The sequence below is a fragment of the Methanoregula sp. genome (assembly GCF_049690535.1).
GTDB lineage: Archaea > Halobacteriota > Methanomicrobia > Methanomicrobiales > Methanospirillaceae > Methanoregula.
This window is the reverse complement of the sequence record NZ_JBAVMX010000115.1, coordinates 1-15,196: the sequence shown is the minus strand read 5'-3', so window position 1 is coordinate 15,196 and position 15,196 is coordinate 1. Positions and strand designations below refer to the sequence as shown.

Annotated in this window: 14 protein-coding genes, 1 tRNA gene and 1 pseudogene; 8 read left to right on the top strand and 8 right to left on the bottom strand. The window is 54.8% G+C overall.

The window, feature by feature from the left end; all coding sequences use genetic code 11:
• The 3 genes and pseudogenes from WCE46_RS09190 to WCE46_RS09180 all read left to right on the top strand — a co-directional run.
• Positions 1-1,140: pseudogene (locus tag WCE46_RS09190) on the top strand (DEAD/DEAH box helicase); the annotation flags it as partial.
• Positions 1,141-1,246: 106 nt separating this feature from the next.
• Complete coding sequence (locus WCE46_RS09185; RefSeq protein WP_424733401.1) at positions 1,247-1,678, top strand: plastocyanin/azurin family copper-binding protein; 432 nt, start codon at positions 1,247-1,249, stop codon at positions 1,676-1,678.
• 51 nt (positions 1,679-1,729) lie between these two features.
• Entirely contained in the window at positions 1,730-1,900 is a 171-nt protein-coding gene (locus WCE46_RS09180) for a hypothetical protein (RefSeq protein ID WP_424733400.1), read from the top strand.
• Between the two features lie 153 nt (positions 1,901-2,053).
• Here WCE46_RS09180 and WCE46_RS09175 read toward each other — a convergent pair whose 3' ends face one another.
• From WCE46_RS09175 to WCE46_RS09150, 6 genes are all read right to left on the bottom strand, one after another.
• A complete protein-coding gene (locus WCE46_RS09175) occupies positions 2,054-2,260 on the bottom strand; it encodes a hypothetical protein (protein ID WP_424733399.1) in 207 nt (68 codons plus the stop codon).
• 214 nt (positions 2,261-2,474) lie between these two features.
• Positions 2,475-2,559, bottom strand: a tRNA-Ser gene (locus WCE46_RS09170).
• 151 nt (positions 2,560-2,710) lie between these two features.
• Entirely contained in the window at positions 2,711-4,309 is a 1,599-nt protein-coding gene (gene thsA / locus WCE46_RS09165) for a thermosome subunit alpha (protein WP_424733398.1), read from the bottom strand.
• An 83-nt stretch (positions 4,310-4,392) separates the two neighbouring features.
• Positions 4,393-4,998, bottom strand: coding sequence for an orotate phosphoribosyltransferase-like protein (locus WCE46_RS09160; protein ID WP_424733397.1), 606 nt, complete (start codon positions 4,996-4,998; stop codon positions 4,393-4,395).
• 21 nt (positions 4,999-5,019) lie between these two features.
• Positions 5,020-5,475, bottom strand: coding sequence for an NOB1 family endonuclease (locus WCE46_RS09155; RefSeq protein ID WP_424733396.1), 456 nt, complete (start codon positions 5,473-5,475; stop codon positions 5,020-5,022).
• A gap of 43 nt (positions 5,476-5,518) precedes the next feature.
• Positions 5,519-6,364 (bottom strand): ribose-phosphate diphosphokinase, encoded by an 846-nt coding sequence (locus tag WCE46_RS09150; protein ID WP_424733395.1) that lies wholly within the window; start codon positions 6,362-6,364, stop codon positions 5,519-5,521.
• Positions 6,365-6,557: 193 nt separating this feature from the next.
• Between WCE46_RS09150 and lonB the strand changes: the two genes are divergently transcribed.
• The 3 genes from lonB to WCE46_RS09135 are packed head-to-tail and all read left to right on the top strand — an operon-like array spanning position 6,558 to position 11,156.
• On the top strand, positions 6,558-8,543 hold the full coding sequence (lonB, locus tag WCE46_RS09145) for an ATP-dependent protease LonB (protein ID WP_424733394.1): 1,986 nt from the start codon (positions 6,558-6,560) through the stop codon (positions 8,541-8,543).
• Positions 8,540-9,880: a TldD/PmbA family protein gene (locus WCE46_RS09140; RefSeq protein ID WP_424733393.1), complete on the top strand. Its 1,341-nt coding sequence runs from the start codon at positions 8,540-8,542 to the stop codon at positions 9,878-9,880. Before lonB ends, WCE46_RS09140 begins: the two co-directional genes overlap by 4 nt.
• Positions 9,849-11,156, top strand: a complete 1,308-nt coding sequence (locus WCE46_RS09135) for a TldD/PmbA family protein (RefSeq protein ID WP_424733403.1) — start codon at positions 9,849-9,851, stop codon at positions 11,154-11,156. The genes WCE46_RS09140 and WCE46_RS09135 overlap by 32 nt, the downstream gene beginning before the upstream one ends.
• A 165-nt stretch (positions 11,157-11,321) precedes the next feature.
• On the opposite strand, the gene WCE46_RS09130 is transcribed toward WCE46_RS09135, so the two are convergent.
• Positions 11,322-13,004: a PEGA domain-containing protein gene (locus WCE46_RS09130; RefSeq protein WP_424733392.1), complete on the bottom strand. Its 1,683-nt coding sequence runs from the start codon at positions 13,002-13,004 to the stop codon at positions 11,322-11,324.
• A gap of 312 nt (positions 13,005-13,316) precedes the next feature.
• Between WCE46_RS09130 and WCE46_RS09125 the strand changes: the two genes are divergently transcribed.
• Positions 13,317-13,580, top strand: a complete 264-nt coding sequence (locus WCE46_RS09125) for a pro-sigmaK processing inhibitor BofA family protein (protein WP_424733391.1) — start codon at positions 13,317-13,319, stop codon at positions 13,578-13,580.
• Between the two features lie 211 nt (positions 13,581-13,791).
• Positions 13,792-14,412, top strand: a complete 621-nt coding sequence (locus WCE46_RS09120) for a hypothetical protein (protein ID WP_424733390.1) — start codon at positions 13,792-13,794, stop codon at positions 14,410-14,412.
• A gap of 620 nt (positions 14,413-15,032) precedes the next feature.
• Here the strand turns inward: WCE46_RS09120 and WCE46_RS09115 are convergent.
• The coding region (locus WCE46_RS09115; protein ID WP_424733402.1) for an ATPase domain-containing protein at positions 15,033-15,196 on the bottom strand (164 nt) is incomplete at its 5' end.

Genomic DNA, 15,196 nt, shown 5'->3' with positions numbered 1-15,196 from the left:
GCGTTTGTCGCATGGCTCCTTTTTGACCCGGGGGAACTCCTCACCAGCTGTGCCGTGATCGAATGCGCCCGGGAAAAAAAGGTTGAACCCCTTCTGCCTCTGGAAAAACCGTACAACGTGCTCATCCAGCAGATCTTCCTCTCCATCCTCTCCGCATCCCGGGCCGGCCGGGGTACGATCGCCCGCGACCTCCTCACGTTCTCCGCATTTTCGCATATCTCCTCTGGGGAAATGGATCGCATCCTTGATCATCTGGTCTCTGCCGGGTACCTTGCCGCGGATGGGGAGATGCTGATGCCGGGAACGGAAGCGGAGCGGGTGTTCGGGCGGTCGAATTACCGGGGACTGTACTCGGTGATCAGCGGGGGAAACGAGTACCGGGCAGTGACACCGGATGGCGAGGTGGTGGGCAGCCTCGACGCCCGGTTTGCAAACCGCCCGGACCCCGGGGATTTTACACTCGGCGGGGCGAAATGGTCGGTGGTCAAGTGCGACGAGAGCCATAATCTTGTGGTCGTGGTTCCGGGCGGGAACGGAAATGGCATGTCCCGGGTCTTCTGGACCGCGGGCGAGGAGGCCGCGCTCTCGCCGGTGATCTGCGGTGCGGTGCAAAGGATCGTTGCCCGGGGCGGGACCGATCTTCCGATTGGGGAAAAAGAGACGGAGGCTCTTTCTGCAGCGCTCAGTATCCTGCCTATCGGGATCGCCGGGCGGGGCATCTTTGTACGGGAGGAGCGGGGCACGTACGGGAAAGAAGTGGTTGTGTATTCCTTTTACGGCAGCCGGTTCAACCGGGTGCTGGCGCATCTCATAAAAGGCCTGCCCGGCCGGATCCGGGTCAGGTACGATGATTACAGGGTCCGGGTTACGGGGGCCGGAAAGACCGGTGCCGGCGCGAAGGTGGCAGGCGCGATCCGGGAGATCCCGGCTCTTTCATCAGAAGAGATAGCGGTGCTCCTCCCGCTGCCGTCCCCCGAGGCATGGAAGTTTGCCACGGCACTCCCGGCACGGGATTTCTGGACGATGGTGCTTGCGGATTATTACCATATCGGGGAGTTTACCCGGACTCTTGCTCAGGTGCCGGTCATCCTCATACCGTATGCAGAACCGGGCGTGACAAAGACTGATGACGTGGAGTGAAAGATTCCAACCGGGCTGGTAAACTGAAATACATCCTATCCCGGATCATCTTTAAAAAACCCTGGCACTACATATTCTCATAGACTAAATTGAGGCGGATTCCCCCATGAAACGCATTCTTCTCCTCACGATGGCAGTTGTTTTTCTCCTGCTTACTGCAGGATGTACACAGCCTGCACCGCAGGTTCAGCATGCTGCCACCACGGCGACACCGACATTCGTAAAAAGTGTTACAACAACCGCCGCACCTGCTGTTCCCACGGTGACGACCAGCGCACCGGTCTCGGACGATACGATCATCATCCAGAACATGGCATACAATCCGGCGCAGCTCACGGTGAATGCTGGCGACATCGTGCGGTGGGTCAACAAGGACTCGGTTGTGCACTCGGTTGTCTTTTCCAAGGACTCCAAGATCGATCCGTCCGGTGTACTTGCGCCCAGCCAGTCGTTCTCCATGAGATTTTACAATACCGGTGTCTACAATTATTCCTGTGGCCAACATCCCCAGATGCAGGGCTCCGTGGTTGTGACCTGAACTATGCTGCAGGAAATTTCCTTTTATCTGATCTTTGGCAAACCGCTTATCATGTATCTCGGGATCCTGACTCTGACGGCGTTCCTTGTTACTGCGCTCATTGCCGTTCTCAACAGACACGGCATCCACACGATCCCCTTTGTCTGGCACCCCCGCTTTGCCATCTTTTCCATTGGATGTGCGGTTATCCACGGAATTCTTGGCATCCTGCTGTTCGTTTAGAATTTTTTTTTACTTTCCGCAGCGGAGACGTACGTGGATCTGCCCTATCCCGAAAAAACCGGCAGGATGACGGGTGAAACGATTGACACCCGGTTACGGGAAATTTTATCTGTTCGAAAAGCAGCCGTGCCAAAAAAAAGATTTACGGGACAGTCAATTGCCGACCATCCGGTGGATCAATGCACCGACTATCATGCCGAACATGGAAGAGGATGCCGACATCAGCCCGAGCAGGATATATCCGGCGACTACCCCGATTTTTAATGATGTATAGGTGCGGTTCATGTTGAGGCGCCGTACCGTACGGAATGATTTTGCATCAGCCGAGATCTTCGGTTTGTTCTTTTTTATCCGGAACATGGTATTCACCTGGGAGGTCGATCTTGGGAATGTTGTAATCGTACAGGATGCACGTAGATATTGTATACTAGGAATAAGTTATATTTAATTTTTTTTAATTGGCAGATCCAATAATATGCCGAAATTTGGGATTTATTTGCGATAAGGGGGCTGGAAAACTGATTATTTCAATTTTTATGAGGGAGACCTGAAAAAAGGCAAACGCAAGTGGTGACGCCGAGGGGGAGATTTGAACTCCCGAGGCGCGAAGCGCCAGTAGCTTTCGAGGCTACCGCCTTCCCGGGCTAGACTACCTCGGCACCGGGTTCAGATCATTTTCTTTGCGATTCCACTAATAGTTATCTGCGTTCCATTGCCCTCACGGATTAGGTCCTGGGTACATACCGTACGTGGAAAGTGCAGATCCGTATCACAAACAATAGAAAAAATGTCGAGTATTCTTGCCCGGGTTTATGCCATCGGCGGCATGCCCGGGGCTCTCTTGGACTGCGTGATCATCATGTCATCGACACGGATCAGCATAATGGCAGTCTCGGAAGCACTCTGGATGGACTGGCGCTTCGACCGGAGTGGTTCGAGGACGCCCTCGGCCTGCATATCGATAACCTCGCCCGTGTAGACGTTAAGGCCGGCAGTCTTCTTGCCCTTTGCATGGGCGTTCTTAAGTGCGACCAGTTTGTCGATTGGGTTGTACCCCGAATTCTCGGCAAGGGTGCGGGGGATGGTCTCAAAGGCCGTTGCGTACCCTTCGATAGCAAGCTGGACCCGGCCACCGACGGTCTCGGCGTAGTCACGGATCTTCATCAAGAGTTCAGTCTCGACTGCGCCGCCGCCGACAACATACGTACCGTCTTCGATTGCGTCCATCACAACGCGGGTACCATCGACCACTGCACGCTCGAGTTCGTCGAGGAGGTAGTCGCTCGTGCCCCGCAGGAGGATGGTGATCGTCTTGGGATTCTTGCAGCCGGAGATCCTTGTTATATCGATATCGCTGTCTTCCTCGACAGCCTCGGCATGGCCGAGATCCTTTGCGGTCAGGTCCTCAGGCTTGTTGACAATGTTTGCGCTCAGCGCCCGGGCGGCGTACTTGAGATCCTTTTCCGGGACATCCTCAACAGCATAAATGCCGTTCTTTGCAAGGAAGAACTGGACCGGGTCCGCGATGCCCTTCTGGCAGAACACCACGTTCGCGCCGGCGTTTGTGATGGCATCGGCGAGTTTTTTTAACGTCGCCCGCTCCTGCTCGGAGAAGGCTGCAATCTGGTCGGCCGTCGTGATCTTGATCTTCGCCTTTACCTGCGTCTTTGAGATCTCCATCGGAGTTGCGATGAGGGCAACTTTGGCCTTCGTGACCTTCTTTGGCATACCTTCGCTGAGGCGTTTCTTGTCAAGGACAATACCGCGGACGAGCTCGGCGTCGTCCATGGACCTGCCCTTCTGTTTCTTGATCATCACATCGTCTTCATCGGCAAGGTATTTCCCGTCGACCTTTTCTGCGATGGCCATGACCGCATCAACGATGATGCCGTCCAGTTTTCCCTTGACCGATTCGATCGACTTGCCGGTAATCGCGGTATCGGCGATCTTCATGAGTGTCTTACGGTCCTTGGGGTCGACCTTGAAGGAAAGGGACTTGGTGATATCGAGTGCCTTTTCCATACCCAGCCGGTATCCCTGTGCAATTACCGTCGGGTGGATGCCCTGCTCGAGCAGGTGCTCTGCCTGCTCCATGAGCGAGCCGGCGATAACGACGGCTGTTGTGGTCCCGTCTCCGACCTCGTCGTCCTGGGTCTTTGCCACTTCGATGACCATCTTTGCGCCGGGGTGCTGGACCGAGATCTCTTCTAAAATCGTCGCCCCGTCATTGGTGATGACAATGTCGCCGGTCGAACCCACGAGCATCTTGTCCATGCCCCGGGGACCAAGCGTTGTCCGGACCGCGCCCGCGATTGCCTTTGCGGCCATGATATTCGAGCGCTGGGCCTCCTTACCCGTGTTTCGCTCTACGTTGTCTTTTAGGATAATAATTGGTTGACCTGATAACATAGATAATCCTCTAGTGCTGTAAAAGGTGGAATTGAACTTCTATATAAATCAATCCCTTGTGGGTTCTGTTGAAAAATAATTGGTTAATCAATACGGGATATTTTGAAGAGCGAATAGACCGGCACGCCATCAATGTCCTTGATGCCGCGCTTGTCGAAGATCACCCAGATCGCGACCGGGACCGACCCGTGTTTCTTCAGGTACTTGACGACTTCCCGCATCGTATTGCCCGAAGTGATAACATCATCGACAATGATGCAGCGCTCATCGGCCACAGCGGCAAAATTCCCGCTGATCGACCCGATGGGGTGCTCGCTTGCGTTCTGCTTTGAGGGATGGTAGATCGCAAGCTGTGCCGCCTCCTGCACGGAGATAACCGTTGCAAGCGGGATGCCGGAGAGGGCGATACCCACGATGACATCTGCGGCAGGAGACGCCGCATCTTTCTGTGCACTATAATACCGGTTTAGGAGCATCTGGGCGATTCCGTCCAGCAATGGCGCCTGGCTGCTCACCGCGGTCCAGTCGATATGGACATCCTTTGGTGCGGCCGTTCCTCCTTTTGCCTGGGTTAAAAGCCAGGTCACCGTTTCCATCGAGAGCGAGAGCTCATCTGCAATCTGGCCGGGGCTGTGTCCCTCGGATAACAGCACTTTTGCCCGGGCGATCAGATCGTCAAGGGAAGACATGCAAAAAAGATTTGTGGTAATCTATTTAAGTTTTCGTTTAATATTTGAGCCGCAGACCGGGCATTCCCCGTCGGTTTTAAAGTAGCGGCCACAGCCGGTGCACCGGTATTTCCACACTCTTTTTTTTGCCGCCCGCTGCCGGAGCGGCTGTACGGAAATCCCCATTGCGGCAGCAATGTTCTGGATCGCAAAATCGTCCGTGAAAATCGTGGCCCCAAGTTCACCGGCAAGGGCGAGGACATCGCAGTCGGTGCCGGAGATCACCGGAAGGTCCCCGGATATCCTAGCGGCCTCCTTTACCCGTGCGAGCTCCTGCGCAGAAGGAGACCGGACGGTGAGCCCGGCGTCCGCCAGCTGGTCGTATCGGCATTTGCTCGTGAGATCCAAGAGTTCCTCAACTACGGACGGCGTCGTGTAGCATTCACCGTTGACCGGGTAATCCGTAAAAAAAACCGTGGAATCAAGGATGCACTTCATGGTTTATCCTGCCGTTGCCGGCGCGGCTTTCCGCTCCCCCGGGTCAGTTCCGCAGGGTGGCCGCGATGCGATCGGCAGCGGAGAGCCTGCTGCATCCCCGCTCGATGGTGTCGCTGCAGAAAACTTCGCGGATCCCGCTTGCCTTCAGGTGCACATATGCACCACCGATCAGTACTCCATGGACGCAGGCCGCGTAGACCTCTGCTGCCCCCTGCTGGTACAGCATATTCGCCGCTGTTGCGATCGTGCTGCCGGTCGAGATGATATCGTCAACGATGACTACGGATCGCGATGCAGCACAGAGTTTCTTTGGTGCCATCTTCACCTCGACCCCGGAGAGCCGGGTCTTTTCCAGGTGGTCGCAGTCCCATCCGCCCACGGATGCCACACCCTCAGCAAAGGCCAGCGCGCCATCGTCCGGGGCGAGGATCAGGGGGTCAGACAGGCCCATGGATTGAAGGTACGCACCCATGTCCTTTGCGAGCGAGAGGTTGGTTGTGGGCACATCGAAATATTTCAGCACATCCGGCTCGTGGATATTGACCGTGATGCAGTTTTCCACGCCCTTCCCAAAGAGACGGGCAATCGCACGGGCACTGATCGGCTCCCCGTTCCTGAATTTTTTATCCTGTCGTGCATACCCCATGTACGGGAGGACGAGATGATTTTTTGAGCCCTCGCAGGCATCGATCAGGAGGAGCAGCTGGACGAGCGCATCGCTGTCGGTGATACTCCCGACAATGATGGTCTCATCGTCAAGATCTCCGGCAGCAAGGTACATCTCGCCGTCAGGGAACCGCGAGAATTTCACATCAACGATTGAGGTGTTTAGGGCCCCTGCGATACGGGCGGCGAGAATCTGGGATTTTTCCGTGCTGATCACTTTCATGATAATGTACCTGTCCCTTCGTGGCGGGTGAGGGCGTACCTTTCCCTGCCTTACTATTACATCCTGCTGGTTGTATTATTTTTGCATGGATTTTGAGGCGGGGCCCGATTTTTGCCATCGCTACAAAGTACTTAAACTATCATGCGTCAAATTATATGGATACTCCAAGGGTGAAAAGAGGTATAATTTTAAAATGGAAAACTCGGAACCAGTAGTACCAGTGCACGACGACGTGGTCTCTCCGGTCCAGCAGCCTGAACCCGCAGCTCCCGGGGCGTCAGCACCACAGCCTGAGGTTGCAGGCCAGGCTGCAAAATCAGTCGAAGGTGCATCCTCCCAGATCGAAGTCCCGGCAAAACTGATTGACCAGGTGATCGGGCAGGAACGTGCGGTCGAAGTAATCCGGAAAGCCGCGATCCAGCGCCGGCATGTCATGATGATCGGGAGCCCGGGGACCGGCAAATCTATGCTTGCAAAGGCAATGGCCGAACTCCTGCCAAAAGAGGAACTTCTGGATATCCTTGTCTACCCGAACTCCGATGATTCCAACAACCCTATCATCAGGACCGTCGCCGCCGGCCGGGGCAAGCAGATCGTCGCCGCCCACAAGGCCGAGGCCAAGAAAAAGATCCAGTTCAGAAACACCCTTCTCCTGATTCTCGTCATTGGTATTATCGGGTACGCATTTATTACGTACCAGTGGCTGATGGGTATTATTGCCGCTGCATTCGTTTTTATGGCGCTCCGTTACACCACCCCCCGCGAGGAAGCGATGGTGCCCAAGCTGCTCGTCTCCAATGACACCAAGAAAGCGGCCCCCTTTATTGATGCAACAGGTTCGCATGCAGGAGCCCTTCTCGGTGATGTCCGGCATGACCCGTTCCAGAGCGGCGGGCTTGAGACCCCGGCACATGACCGTGTGGAGGGTGGCGCCATTCACCGTTCGAACGGTGGTGTACTCTTCATCGATGAGATCAATACACTCGATCCCCACTCCCAGCAGAACCTGCTCACCGCGCTCCAGGAAGGGGAATTTCCGATCACCGGCCAGAGCGAACGTTCCAGCGGTGCGATGGTCAGAACCGAACCCGTCCCGTGCAGGTTCGTGATGGTTGCGGCAGGGAACCTCGATGCGATACAGGGGATGCACCCGGCGCTGCGGTCCCGTATCCGTGGCTACGGGTACGAGGTCTACATGGCCGAGAGCATGGACGATACCCCGGAGAACCGCGAGAAGTATGTCCGGTTCATCGCGCAGGAAGTCAAAAACGACGGGAAGATCCCGCACTTTGACAAGAGCGCCATCGATGAGGTCCTCCGCGAGGCCCGGCGGCGTTCGAACCGCAAGGGTCACCTTACCTTAAAGCTCCGTGACATGGGCGGCCTTATCCGGGTTGCTGGTGATATCGCCCGTCAGGAAGGGGCGACCCTTACCTCAGCATCCCACGTGATCACGGCAAAGACGACCGCCCGGACGATCGAGGACCAGGTCTCTGACGATTATATCCGCCGGAGCCGGGAGTACGAGCTTACGGTGGTTGAGGGAACCCGGGTCGGCCGGGTTAACGGGCTTGCGGTTATGGGAACAGATTCGGGATCGGTGCTCCCGATCATGGCCGAAGTTACGCCTGCACAGGGTGCAAGCGGCTCGGTTATCGCCACCGGTATGTTAAAGGAGATTGCGCAGGAATCGATCAAGAACGTGAGCGCGATCCTCAAGAAGTTTACCGGCAAAGATGTGAAAAATATCGATATCCATATCCAGTTCATCGGGACCTATGGGGGTGTCGAAGGCGACTCGGCTTCGATCAGCGTGGCGACCGCTGTGATCAGTGCAATCGAGGGCATCCCCGTGCGGCAGGATGTCGCAATGACCGGTTCGCTCTCAGTCCGGGGTGACGTGCTCCCGGTGGGCGGCGTAACGTTCAAGATCGAGGCGGCGGCAAAGGCCGGGATCAAGACTGTACTCATCCCGCGGACGAACATCAACGATGTGCTGATCGAGGAGAAATACAAGTCCCTCGTGACGATCATTCCGGTGGATACCATCGACGAGGTGCTCAAGTTCGCGCTCGTCCCCGAGAACATGGACGGGTTCCTTTCGAAGCTCAAACAGATGGCGGTCCGGTCGACATCGGTGTTTGCAGAAGTTCCGGCCATCAACAAGACACCGGCATGACCGAGACGCCCGGCATCCGGTATTATGACCTGCGGCAGGTGAGCGGGCAGTCCACCCACATCGACGTCGATATGGGTGTGATTGAGTCTGCCGGCACCACTTTTTACAACAAAGCCGTGATCCGGGTCCTCGGCCCCCGTGGGTGGGGGATCCTCCAGATCGATAATTATACGCCCGTATCCGGCAAAAAATTTGACGAACTGCTTGCATCAGCCGAAAAGCTTGCGCTTGCTGCCGAAGATACGATAAGCCTCGGGGATGCACCCCGCACGATCCGTGCCGTTCCCCCGGTCAAAGAGGACTGCCGTGATGTGAGCATCGGCGAGAAAGCGGAGCTCCTCCTCGCTGTCGAGAAGGCAGCAGACCGGCCGCTGGTGACCAGTCGGCGGGCAAATTACCTTGAACGGATCGAGAACGTCAGGTTCATGGACAGTTCCGGCAGCGAATACTCCTATGAAATCTGCAGGTCGGGTTTTTCCGTGATGGCGGTCGCATCGAGGAACGGGACTGTTCAGATGGGTTACGAGCCGGATCACACCATCCACGGGTTCAACCTCCGGCACCGGGAAGATATGGGCAGGAAAGCGGCGGATATGGCAGTCTCCCTGCTGGACGCCGGCCTCGCAAAAGGCGGGAAGATGCATGCCATCCTTGACCCGGAACTTGCTGGTGTTTTCGCGCACGAGGCCGTAGGCCACGCGAGCGAAGGCGACCTTATCGAAGAGGGAAACTCGGTCCTGAAAGGGAGGACCGGCGAAAAGATCGGGGACGCTTCGCTTACGATCGTCGACGACCCGTCCCTTCACGAGTTCGGGTTTGAGCCGGTCGATGCCGAAGGGATCGCGGTGGCCAGAACCGAGATCATCCGCTCCGGGAAGGTCAACTCGTTCCTTCACAACCGGCAGACCCTTGCGGCGATTGGGAACGGCGTTGCCGGCCATGCCCGGTCGATGCCCGGTGAACCGCCGTTAGTAAGGATGAGCAACACGTTCATCGAGACCGGGAACGCGACCGATGAGGAGATCTTCGCGGAATGCAAAAACGGGATCTTCCTTGCCGGTTCCCGGGGCGGGCAGGTCGATCCGGGCCGGGGCGTTTTCCAGTTCAACGCGGAGTACGGGTACCTGATCGAGAACGGGGAGAAAACCCGTATGGTCCGGGACGTTTCACTCTCGGGGGAGATCTTAAAAACGCTCCACGGGATTGTCCTGTGCGGGAAGAAGCGGGTCATGCATTCAGGATACTGCGGGAAAGGCGGGCAGAGCGTGCCGGTGAGCGACGGCGCCCCGCTGGTGCTCCTGCGTGATGCGGTGGTGGGTGGCAGTGGCGTGGATTGAGGAACTTTTTTTAAAGGGTGAGAAGCGGGTCGATGAACTCGAGGTATACTGTTTTTCCGGGACGTCGGTTTCAGCCGACTTAAAACAGCGTCGCGTGAGCATCTGCTCATCATCGGTCGAGTCCGGCCTGTGTATCCGCACCATCGATAAAGGGAAGATTGGCTCGTCGAGCACGAACGACCCTCAGCAGTGGCAGGCCTGCCTCGATGCGGCCATCGCAGGCGGCCGGCTTGCCACACCGCAGGAATGGAGAGGGCTGCCGGACCCGGTTGCACTCCCAAAAGAGGATCTCGCGTACGACCCGTCGCTTACCGTTGAACCGGCAATGGCGCAGGAGCTGCTCCACGGTATGCTTGACGGGGCTGCCGCGCACCCGGAGGCCTCGATAACCTCGGGCGGGGCCGGGATCTCTCTTGGGGAGATCACCTTTGCCAACAGCCACGGTATCCGGTATGCGTCCCGGCAGTCGGAAGTTTCGGTCTCGCTCGAAGCGATCAGCGGCCAGTCCACCGGGTACGAATTTGATCATGCATTCTCACGGGCGCTCGTGAACCCGGAAAAAGTCGGTGAACAGGCAGCATTTCTTGCCTCCCGGTCTGCGGGTGGGCAGGATATCCCCACAGGAGAGTACGATATCATCTTCTCCCCCATGGCATATGCCGACCTGCTCTCAGCCATCTTTGTCCCGGCGCTCTCGGGGAGGAACGTGCTGCAGGGCCGCTCGAAACTGGCCGGCAGGCTCGGCGAAACGATCGCCGCCCCGCTGCTTTCCCTGTATGACGATCCCCACCGGAAAGGGGCTGACGGGAGCACGTGGTTTGACGCCGAGGGAACTCCTACTACCCGGCTTGATTTTGTCAGGGCCGGTGTCCTGACAGCATTTGCCTACGATCTCAAGACCGCGTACCGGGCCGGTAAGATCTCCACCGGGAGTGCCATCCGGGGCGGGTTTGCCGGGCTTCCCGCGATCGGCCATCACAATTTTGTCGTGGACGGCAAACGTGACGAACTCTTTGATGAACCTGCAATCTACGTCCATAGCGTGGTGGGGGCACACACGGCAAACCCCATGAGCGGGGATTTCTCGGTCGAGATGTCCAACCCGTTCCGGGTAAAGGATGGCGCTCTTGCAGAGCCTATCCGGGGTGCAATGATCTCCGGCAACTTCTTCGATCTCCAGCGGCAGGTTACCGCACTCGGGAAAGAGAGCCGCTCCGTCGGATCCTATATCCTGCCCCCGGTAAAAGTTAATAATGTCCGGGTCATCGGGAAATAATCCCCCCTCAAAATCTGGTGAAAAACAGAAAGGATCAGTTCTGTTGCACCTGCCGGGGTTGTTAACCTGACAAGTGATGAATAGTTTTCTTTTTTTAGTGAAAAGTTGCCCTCCCGTCACAACATACCAGAACCCATACTATGAAAAAAAGGAGAAGTTTTTTTGTTATTTGCGCCGGGCAAAGAGTACAACCGCTCCAGCTCCGATAAGTGCGCAGAGGGCAAGTAGCGCGGGGACGGGCGATTTGGTTGGCGTTGTTGTGGGCGCCGGTTTGGGTACAAGCGTAGCCTGTACTTTCACAATCTCGCCGTTTGCGGGCCACTGGGTCAGGCCCACTGTATACGGGATGTAGCCGGTGCTCTCGACCCGGACGGTCTGGACGGGCGTTCCCGTGGTTGCCACCGTCACATAGAGTACGCCGCTCGTGACATTTCCTTCATAGGCATTGTCGAAGTACACCGGGGCACCGTTCACGTTTGCGTACACCGCGATGATCCCCTGGCCGGAGCCAACGGGTTGCGGGGACGGGTAGAACTCCGGGGTATAGAACGAGACCCGGCCGGCGCTTGTCGTGATCCGCTGTACGTTATCAGCATAGCCGTTTAAGGTGGCCTTGAGCGTATAGGTGCCGGGGGCAAGGTCCGTGATGGTGACAGGAGATGTGCCCTGGTAAGCGCCGTTTAAGTAAATTGATGCGCCGTCAGGTGTTGACTGCGCAAAGATCGCACCGGTATTTGCCGGGTTTGGCAGGGCCTGGAGGACCGGCGTGTAACTGGTAGTCTGGCCGGAGTACACAGTAACTGTCCGGGAGTCTGCCGCATAGCCGATCAGGGATACCATCATCGAGTAGGTGCCGGGGAGCAGGTTGTTTATGGTGCGCGGCGAGGTCCCGTATGAGACCCCGTTCACGTAGATCGTTGCACCGGCCGGTGAGGGCTGGGCTGAGATTGACCCGAGCGTTCCCGGTGGGTTGGGCGAGATTTGGAGGGACGGGTAGTACCCGCTCGTTTGGCCGGAGTACACGGTGACTGTCCGCACATCGGCAGTGTAGCCGCTCAAATACGCCATGACCGAGTATGTTCCAGGCAGGATGTTGTTTACGGTAACCGGCGAAGTTCCGTAGCTCTCGCCGTTCACGTAGATGGTGGCGCCGTACGGGACGGACTGGGCATAGATCACGCCATTGCTCATTACCTGGCCGTTGACCGTAACGATATCGTACTGGGTGATCGTGTCCGAGCCGTACAGGTTCGTCGCGGTCAGCGTCACCGTGTACGTGCCCGGATCAGCGTACGTGTGGAACGGGGAGGCGGTGGTACCTGCGCTGGATCCATCGCCGAAGTCCCAGTACCACATGGTCGGGGTGTAGAGGGATGTGTCCGTGAACTGGACGGTAAGCGGCCCGTTACCGGATGAGGGAGATGCCGTAAAATCGGCCACCGGCGCGTACTGCCCCGGGACCGGTGAGGTGGTCTCTTCGGTTGTGACCGTCTCGGTGGGCATTACGGTGGGCTCGTTTGTCGGGTTTTCTGTTGGCTGCGTCGTGATCTCAGTGGTGGGAGCAATGGTCGGCTCCTCTGTAGTCGGTGCGATTGTCGGATTTTCCGTGGGTTGCGTTGTGACCTCAGTGGTAGGAGCAATGGTCGGCTCTTCGGTTGGCTGGGTTACCGGCTCCATCGTGGGCTCGGTTGTGGTATCTGTGCCGGATATGTCCTCGGCTTTTAGTGAGGTAAGGCCGGGAGATCCCGAAGACAGGCCGGTGGCACCGGCCCCGGTATTTGCGGTCGCGAGAGGCAGGCAGAGAAGGCAGAGCGTGAGTGCCAGAATAATAATAATACGGTAGTTCATCAAGTTAGTCCTTCTGTGAATCAATTCTTCTTTAATACGTGAAATTTCGTCATTGTAACGTATATAATACACCGGTTATCCGTAGAATAAAAGGATTTTTTTGGTTTTCGGCAGACTGCTGCGTTCCTTCGAAGTACCACATTCCGGAAACTGCCCGACAATCTGACAGAATCCTCACACCAACTATTTAAATAAACGGGAGAGAGGTACCTGTAAGGTGCACCAGATGAGTCCCGTTCAGGGGCGGGACGATTCGGGAACAATCTCGAAATATACCTGTGTGCCAACCCAAAAGATCAATGGTAAATAATCATGAGCGATATCCTCCTTGCGGTCGTCCTTATCGTCGTCATCCTTGCCATCGCGTATTATCTAGTAAAAAAACTCGCGGTGCTGGTCCTCAACGCCGTTCTCGGCCTCATCTTTCTCTTTGTCTTAAACACGCTTCAGGTCATGACGTGGGTGGGCAGGCCCGATCTCGGGTACAGCCTTGCAACGCTTCTCATCTGCGGTATCGGGGGGCTGCCGGGCGTACTCGTCCTTGTGCTGCTCAACATTCTCGGGATTACCGTTTGAGGGAATGGCCCGGATTGGGGAGACTTTTCACGAGTCTATTACATGCGGGCTGACGCTTCCGCCCGGCACTCTCGGTGGGGATGAACCGGATAGTTCGATTGGGGGAATCCACAAATTTTAGGTGATATTGAATAAAACTAGCATTCTAACTGAATAAGAAATTTAATTATATTCAAAATGCAGTATTGTTTTATTTATCAGGAATGTTCCCATGCTTGAAAATATTACATGTCAAATTGTTACATCTCAATTTTCAGATTCATCTAATTGGTGGAACAATATTTCCTTAACAATTCAGTTGCTAGGAAGTTTTGTTATTGCTTTAATCATACTCCTGATTACCCAATACCTGACTGAAAAAAGTGAATTTGAATCTACTATGAATTGGTTCATAACTGAAGGGGATTATTTGAGATCGATTATATCCCCGAAGATAGATCCCATTGAAGAAAATATAAACACCTTGGATGCTCTTCCTCCTGATCGGAAAGATATTCGGATATTCGATTTTCCGGATTTTAAACTTGATTCATTGGATTTTATTATTTCAAAGGGTTATTTTCAATTCTTCTCTGAAATAGATTCTACGTACTTGATTCAAATAAAAATGGTTTTAGCCAGATTACAATATAATAAAAATTCATATGATTTATTAAATTCGAAAAGTTCTCAATTAACCCCAGAAAATTTTAAAACTCAACAACGTACCCTTTTAAAGGGCATACAAGAACGAATGGATTACTTTGTTTACCTTTGGGATCAACCAAGAATAAAATCGAGAATTAAAAAATATCCTAAAAGCATTCTTACAAGGTGGTTAAAAAGTACGTAAGAACAAAGAAAGGTCTATCTTATTATTGCACAATGGATTATGTTTATTTCAGATTAAAGACTTTGAATCCATTTTGCATATTATCACAGTTAACTATGTATTATTTCGGAAAGTTCACCAACCAAGCCAGACTTTTTTTAAAATGCTCAGCAGCTGAGTCGTAGATTTTCCGGAATCTTCAGCTCCGGACCCGAACATTTTTTGAAATCTTCAGCTGTCAATCTGCTCTTTTTCAAAAATGCTCAGCTCCTGTGCCGGACTTTTTTCTGCACGGGCACAGGATCCGGAAGGCCACCGGGGAAGATTGTGATGATTATTTGTGGGTGCGGGTATCCGGGTCTCCAGACCATACCGTACTTTTTCAGGAATGTTCAGCTCACGGCCCGGTCTTTTTTGAAAATCTTCAGCAGCTGAGCCGGAGATTTTTCAGAATCTTTACCAACAGTTACGAACTTTTTTGCAAAAGATCGCGAGCCTCATCAAACTTTTTTCGTAAAGTTCACGAACGTTCCCGGACTTTTTTACAAAAGTATGACAACCTTCGCAAACTTTTTTGTGAAAGTCCGGTAGGGCACCCGGGTGATTCACCTGTTTTGCTTACCTGACAAAAAGAGGATGCATCAGAATACGTTCGCTTCCGAGTACACCGTTACCTGCGTCTGCTCGATCTCGTACGGCTTGATCTCCCGGGAATGGGCAGACATCCTCATTTTCACCACTTCGAGCGCAAGGTGAACATCCGTGAGATCGCTTGAACGGACATACCTGAGCAGGATGACGGTAT

Coding starts and splice junctions, on each gene's coding strand:
- WCE46_RS09185 (WP_424733401.1), top strand. CDS start 1,247: ATGAAACGCATTCTTCTCCTCACGATGGCAGTTGTTTTTCTCCTGCTT.
- WCE46_RS09180 (WP_424733400.1), top strand. CDS start 1,730: ATGTATCTCGGGATCCTGACTCTGACGGCGTTCCTTGTTACTGCGCTC.
- WCE46_RS09175 (WP_424733399.1), bottom strand. CDS start 2,260: ATGTTCCGGATAAAAAAGAACAAACCGAAGATCTCGGCTGATGCAAAA.
- thsA (WP_424733398.1), bottom strand. CDS start 4,309: ATGTTATCAGGTCAACCAATTATTATCCTAAAAGACAACGTAGAGCGA.
- WCE46_RS09160 (WP_424733397.1), bottom strand. CDS start 4,998: ATGTCTTCCCTTGACGATCTGATCGCCCGGGCAAAAGTGCTGTTATCC.
- WCE46_RS09155 (WP_424733396.1), bottom strand. CDS start 5,475: ATGAAGTGCATCCTTGATTCCACGGTTTTTTTTACGGATTACCCGGTC.
- WCE46_RS09150 (WP_424733395.1), bottom strand. CDS start 6,364: ATGAAAGTGATCAGCACGGAAAAATCCCAGATTCTCGCCGCCCGTATC.
- lonB (WP_424733394.1), top strand. CDS start 6,558: ATGGAAAACTCGGAACCAGTAGTACCAGTGCACGACGACGTGGTCTCT.
- WCE46_RS09140 (WP_424733393.1), top strand. CDS start 8,540: ATGACCGAGACGCCCGGCATCCGGTATTATGACCTGCGGCAGGTGAGC.
- WCE46_RS09135 (WP_424733403.1), top strand. CDS start 9,849: ATGCGGTGGTGGGTGGCAGTGGCGTGGATTGAGGAACTTTTTTTAAAG.
- WCE46_RS09130 (WP_424733392.1), bottom strand. CDS start 13,004: ATGAACTACCGTATTATTATTATTCTGGCACTCACGCTCTGCCTTCTC.
- WCE46_RS09125 (WP_424733391.1), top strand. CDS start 13,317: ATGAGCGATATCCTCCTTGCGGTCGTCCTTATCGTCGTCATCCTTGCC.
- WCE46_RS09120 (WP_424733390.1), top strand. CDS start 13,792: ATGCTTGAAAATATTACATGTCAAATTGTTACATCTCAATTTTCAGAT.